General features: G+C 44.7%; 7 protein-coding genes. 4 read left to right on the top strand and 3 right to left on the bottom strand.

From position 1 onward, the window contains the following. The 3 genes from kdsB to murB all read left to right on the top strand — a co-directional run. Positions 1–797 (top strand): 3-deoxy-manno-octulosonate cytidylyltransferase (kdsB, locus tag A3756_RS09900; RefSeq protein WP_368664581.1); only part of this gene is annotated, 797 nt, incomplete at its 5' end. 40 nt (positions 798–837) lie between these two features. Further along, positions 838–1311, top strand: a complete 474-nt coding sequence (locus A3756_RS09895; protein WP_068516175.1) for a low molecular weight protein-tyrosine-phosphatase — start codon at positions 838–840, stop codon at positions 1309–1311. A 15-nt stretch (positions 1312–1326) separates the two neighbouring features. Continuing rightward, the gene (murB, locus tag A3756_RS09890) at positions 1327–2349 is read left to right on the top strand and encodes a UDP-N-acetylmuramate dehydrogenase (protein WP_068516298.1); all 1023 of its coding nucleotides are present in this window, start codon (positions 1327–1329) and stop codon (positions 2347–2349) included. 11 nt (positions 2350–2360) lie between these two features. Here murB and A3756_RS09885 read toward each other — a convergent pair whose 3' ends face one another. Next, complete coding sequence (locus A3756_RS09885) at positions 2361–2945, bottom strand: NADPH-dependent FMN reductase (protein ID WP_068508909.1); 585 nt, start codon at positions 2943–2945, stop codon at positions 2361–2363. Positions 2946–3113: 168 nt separating this feature from the next. On the opposite strand from A3756_RS09885, the gene A3756_RS09880 reads away from it, so the two are divergent. Further along, positions 3114–3980 carry a LysR family transcriptional regulator gene (locus A3756_RS09880; RefSeq protein ID WP_068516301.1) on the top strand — a complete coding sequence of 289 codons (867 nt, stop codon included), beginning with the start codon at positions 3114–3116 and terminating at the stop codon, positions 3978–3980. Positions 3981–3983: 3 nt separating this feature from the next. On the opposite strand, the gene A3756_RS09875 is transcribed toward A3756_RS09880, so the two are convergent. Continuing rightward, positions 3984–4898 carry a diguanylate cyclase gene (locus A3756_RS09875; protein WP_068553426.1) on the bottom strand — a complete coding sequence of 305 codons (915 nt, stop codon included), beginning with the start codon at positions 4896–4898 and terminating at the stop codon, positions 3984–3986. Positions 4899–4917: 19 nt separating this feature from the next. After that, a partial coding sequence (locus A3756_RS27645; RefSeq protein WP_197481262.1) for a hypothetical protein occupies positions 4918–5355 on the bottom strand: 438 nt, incomplete at its 5' end.

Below are 5355 nucleotides of genomic sequence, written 5' to 3'. Positions count from 1 at the left end.
AAATAAGCACACACACAGAAAAGGAGGGACGTATGTCTTTTAAGGTCATTATACCTGCTCGCTATGCCTCTACCCGTTTGCCGGGTAAACCTCTGTTGGATATTGCCGGAAAGCCGATGATTCAGCGGGTTTATGAGCAAGCTTGCTTATCAGATGCCGAAGAAGTTGTTATTGCGACAGATGATGAGCGTATTGAAAAGGTCGCTTTGGGCTTTGGTTCCAAGGTTGTGATGACTTCTGCTGAGCACCCTTCGGGAACAGACAGGCTGCAGGAAGTAGTTGCCAAACTTGCTTTGGCAGATGATGATATTGTTGTCAATGTTCAAGGTGATGAACCGCTTATTCCGCCAAAGGTGATTAATCAGGTTGCTAAGAACTTGTCATTAGCCCCAGGTGCCGGCATTGCAACTTTGTGTGAGTCGATAGTCAAAGTAGAAGATGTTTTTAATCCGAATGCAGTAAAAGTGGTGTTTGATCTCAATGGTATGGCAAATTATTTTAGTCGTGCCCCGATACCATGGTGTCGTGATCAGTTTTCAGATCCTAAGGCCTTAACGGCGATACCTGATGGCGCTAGCTATTACCGCCATATCGGTATCTATGCCTACCGAGTGGGTTTCTTGAATGCTTATGTGAATTGGCCGCCGAGTATGACTGAAAAGCTTGAAAGTTTAGAGCAATTGAGAGCCTTATCTAACGGTGTTAGCATTCATGTCGAACAAGCTTTGGAGAGCCCTCCTCCAGGGGTCGATACTGAAACAGATCTGCAATATCTTAGAAACCTTTTAGCGGTATGATGTTCTCTTTTTCTTAATTTTTTTAGTCGAGTTGGGAATTATGCATAAGATCCTGTTTGTTTGTTTAGGAAATATCTGTCGCTCACCCACTGCTCAAGGTGTTTTTCAGTCTCGTGTTGATCAGGCTGGTTTAAAGGAGCACTTTTTTGTGGATTCTGCCGGTACAGCGGGTTGGCATGAAGGGAAAGCTCCAGACCCTCGAACACAAAAGCATGCGTTAAGCCGTTCGTATGACTTAAGCCGAATTCAAGGACGTCAGGTGGTTTTCTCTGACTTCGAAGCCTTTGATCATATTATTGCAATGGATAAGGCCAATCTGGAAAACTTGCAAGCCATGTGTCCAGAAGAGTCTCAGCATAAATTAAAGCTGTTTTTAGACTTCAGTGATTGCCCTGAAAGTGAAGTGCCAGATCCTTACTTTGGTGGCACTGCCGGTTTTTCACATGTGCTTGATTTAGCTGAGTCGGCAAGTGAAGGTTTGCTGAATGCTCTGACAGAGGAAGCGCTCGCTTAATGGTTGCATTCCTTGATGAATAAGCGTTTGGGAGCAGATTTAAAGAGCCTGAATACCCTGGCTTTACCTTGTGTTGCTCGCGAAGAACTTTGCTTTGACAATGCTCAAGAGCTTGTGCTCTTTTTGCAGGGTGGAAGCTATGAACTATCAGAGTTGCTTATCCTGGGCGGCGGTTCCAATTTGGTTTTGCCCGAGAGACTAGACAAACTTGTAATACGTTTATTGTTTGACGCAATTCACTATCATGATGACGATACAGATCATGTGATTGTTGTTGTTGAAGCAGGTAGGATCTGGGACGACTTGGTGGCTGGTACTGTAAATCAAGGCTTGGTTGGGCTAGAAAACCTTTCCTATATTCCCGGAACCGTTGGTGCAGCACCCGTTCAGAATATCGGTGCGTACGGCGTGGAACTTTCAGACTCTCTTGTCTCGGTGAAAGCTTTCGACACTAAGACGCTTTCGCTTTGTGAGTTGAGCAATGAGCAGTGCCAGTTCTCATACAGAGACAGCATATTTAAACGCGAGCCTAATCGTTATTGCATCATTAGTATTACACTTCGGCTGACACGTAAACCTTGTTTTAAGCTTGACTATGGTGAGCTGAGGGGCTTTCAGGGGCTCGCGGAAAGCTTAATGGTATCTCAGGTGAGAGAGAAAATTATTGCTGTTCGTAAGGCGAAATTACCTGAACCGAGTGAGCTTCCAAATGCCGGTAGCTTTTTCAAAAACCCGATCGTTACGGCGAAACAAGAAGAGAGCATAAGGAAGAAGTTTCCAGGACTTGTGAGTTATCAGCTTGAGACTGGGGAATTTAAATTGGCGGCAGGCTGGTTGATCGACCAGGCCGGTTGGAAAGGGAAGCGGCAAGGGCCTGTAGGCGTACATGCCAAGCAAGCTCTTGTTCTTGTCAATCACGATGGCGGCAATCAGGCAGATATACTTACCTTGGCGCAAGATATTAGAGCTTCAATTGCTTCAATTTTTTCCGTTGCCTTGGAAGTGGAGCCAAAAATAGTCTCATCCTTGAGTTCATAAGGTTGTAGTTCCTATTTCTGTAGTCGCTGGTCAGTTTCTAGTAAGGTTTTAACTAATCCGGTTAAGCGATCGACCGTTTCTTGATTTACTAATTTCCCTTCTTCGTTGAATGCTTCGTAAGCAGCTCCAATAGCTAGTTGTTGAGGAATAACTAAACTCCCCAAATTTGTCATGACTTCTCTTAGTTGTCCTAGTCCTCTTAAGCCACCTAGGCTGCCTGGGCTGGCAGCAGTTAGTGCGACAGTAAATCTGTTAAATGGTGGTTGATAGACATTGGAGTCACTATTGTCAGGGCGTGATAACCAGTCCAGTGTATTCTTCAGTGCGGCGCTAAATGATCCGTTGTACTCTGGGCTCGCGATTAAAATGCTTGTTGGTGATGAAAATATGCGCCTTAAGTCGTTCAGTGAAGCGGGCGTTTCAGTGTTTTCAATATCTTCATTAAACAACGGCAAAGGGTAGTCTGCTAAGTTAATGTTGATAGCATCGTAGCCAAGCTCTAAAGCTATTTGTTGTGCTTGCTTAGCAACTTTTTGGTTGTAGCTGTTGCTGCGTAGACTTCCAGAAAATGTAATAAGAGTTCTGTCTGAGCTCATGGTATCGGCCTTTCAAGTAAGTGCGTATGAATTGAACTGTCTTTATTAAACCTGATGCAAAACTGCATGAAAATAGGTAGAGTGCATAGTTGGTGTGCATATACGCACAGAGTGGCGAATTTTGTGCGGGTGACGTTAAGCGCAGATATAGATTGTTTGGGGATATGTATGAAAAGCTGGAGTGATATTCAGATAGCCTATCAAGTAGCCAAGTTTGGCACGCTTAGCAAGGCCGCTGAGTCTTTAGGTGTTCATCACAGTACAGTTCTTAGGCACATTGACTCGATTGAAGAGCACTTGGCTTGTAAGTTATTTCATAGGCATTCTCGCGGCTATACGCCGACTGAAGCGGGCGAAATTCTGTTTCAAGATGCTGCAAAAGTCGAAGAACGTCTTGATCGAATGGTCAGTAAAATTAATGGGCTAGACCAGCAGCTAACAGGGCCTTTGGTTCTGACGAGCGTTTCGACCTTGAGTCCCTTGATCATGCCTGTTATCGAGGTATTCAGCAAAGCACACCCTGGTGTGGACATTTCGTTTCAGGCGGATTCGAGAATTTTTAAACTTGAATATGGTGAGGCGCATATTAGTATTCGGCCAGGCGCTCAGCCGCAAGACCCAGATTATGTGGTACAGAAGCTATTGTATACTGAATCGGCTCTTTATGCTAGCGAATCCTACTTGCGTAAGTACGGGAAACTCCAGAGCCTTGAGGATATTACGGGACATCGATTTCTTAATTTTTGCCAGAATATGAATAATATTCCGAGTATTAAGTGGTTAAATGAAATGGTCCCGAAGGAACAGATTAGCTTTAGTGCCAGCGACTACCATATATTAATGGATGCTGCGGAAAATGGTTTGGGTATCGTGGCGATGGATTGTCGAATTGCCGAACTTAAAACTGACCTGCAGCTACTTCTGCCAGCACCTAGTGCATGGCGTTCAACTATATGGTTAGTGACGCATCGTGATGTCCACTTTAGCCCGAAAGTTCAAGCCTTTACGGCACTTATCAAGCAGTGTTTAAAGTGAAAATCAAAAGTCGTCATTGACTCTAAAGCAGTTTCGCCCGTCATATTTTGCTTTATAGACGGCTTTATCTGCACGGGCTAGTAGTGATTGAAAGTCATTCTCGTCCTGATGTAGTTCAGCTACACCGATACTCGCTGTGACTAAGAGTCCAGCTGGCTTAAGTGCTTCTACATCTTTTCGGATTTGGTCCGAGCGCATCGTTGCTTGATCAAGGCTGCAGTTTTCCAGGAGTACCACAAACTCTTCGCCACCAAAACGCACGGCTACAAGATCTTCCTTTCGGTATTGGGTGCGTAGGAATTCACCAAAGGTACTTAAAACCTGGTCGCCAACCGGGTGGCCGTGCTGATCATTAATTTGTTTAAAGTGGTCAATATCAACCATCATTAAGCTTAATGGATGGCCATGACGTTTGGCGCTAGCGACTTTTTGTTCAGCTACGGCTAATAAATAATGCCGGTTATAAAGGCCTGTTAATTGGTCGGTGAGCGCAAGCTCTTCTAACCTTTGGCGCTGTTGCTTCAATGTGATGTGTGTGTTGATGCGCGAGATTGCAATCGCTTCTCTCACTGGTTTACGAATATAGTCGGCGGCGCCTAGCTTAAGGCCTTTTTCTTCATCGTGCGAGTCTTGAAGGCCTGTAACAAAAATAACGGGGATGCCAGCCGTCTCTTCATCTTCTTTTAAGTGCTTGCTGGTTTCAAAGCCATCCATATCAGGCATCATGATATCAAGTAGAATGAGCTCGGGTTGGGGCTCTGTACGAGCGACTTCCAGACATTTTGCTCCAGAAGTAGCGACTTTGACCTGATAAAGATCGCGGAACATGAGAGCGAGAATTTGGACGTTAGCGGGCGCGTCATCAACAATGAGGACGGTTGGCTTTCCTTGTTTCTCGCTCGATATTTGAGGGGCCATTTATTAGGTGCCAGTCTGGTTATGAGGTCTGAATCAGAGCCAATATCTCTTTAAGTGTCGTTGATGCTGCCGTATTGTCAAATAAATTGATTTCTTCAACGAGTTTTATGACCAAATTTTGGATTTCCTGCCTATCGGGGAAGGCTGTTTTAAGGAGGCTTAAACTGTCTGGGTCGATATAATCTGATTGTTCAAGCTTGTTTTGAAGCGTGTTTAGTTGGTTTATAAACTCGTCATTAGAGAGTGTTTCATCTGATTCGTCGCTGGTCGATGCAGTACTTTGGTCGAGTGCTTCAGTAAATGATTGTTCGAGCAAGCTTAACTCTGTTGTGAACTCTACATGAAGTCCTTCAAGTTCGTGCTTATCTACTTGCTCAATAGGTCTTAGAGAAACCTGTTCAATGGCAGCGCAGAGACTTTGGAGCTTGTCGGCGCAAAGTTGCCCGCAGACACCTTT

It is taken from the genome of Oleiphilus sp. HI0086 (assembly GCF_001635225.1).
The sequence above is the reverse complement of the archived record's forward strand: the minus strand, read 5'-3'. Positions and strand labels throughout refer to the sequence as shown.

What these genes read in the sequence shown, in the direction of transcription:
- A3756_RS09885 (WP_068508909.1), bottom strand. Translation starts at nt 2,945, where the DNA reads ATGAGCTCAGACAGAACTCTTATTACATTTTCTGGAAGTCTACGCAGC.
- A3756_RS09895 (WP_068516175.1), top strand. Translation starts at nt 838, where the DNA reads ATGCATAAGATCCTGTTTGTTTGTTTAGGAAATATCTGTCGCTCACCC.
- murB (WP_068516298.1), top strand. Translation starts at nt 1,327, where the DNA reads ATGAATAAGCGTTTGGGAGCAGATTTAAAGAGCCTGAATACCCTGGCT.
- A3756_RS09880 (WP_068516301.1), top strand. Translation starts at nt 3,114, where the DNA reads ATGAAAAGCTGGAGTGATATTCAGATAGCCTATCAAGTAGCCAAGTTT.
- A3756_RS09875 (WP_068553426.1), bottom strand. Translation starts at nt 4,898, where the DNA reads ATGGCCCCTCAAATATCGAGCGAGAAACAAGGAAAGCCAACCGTCCTC.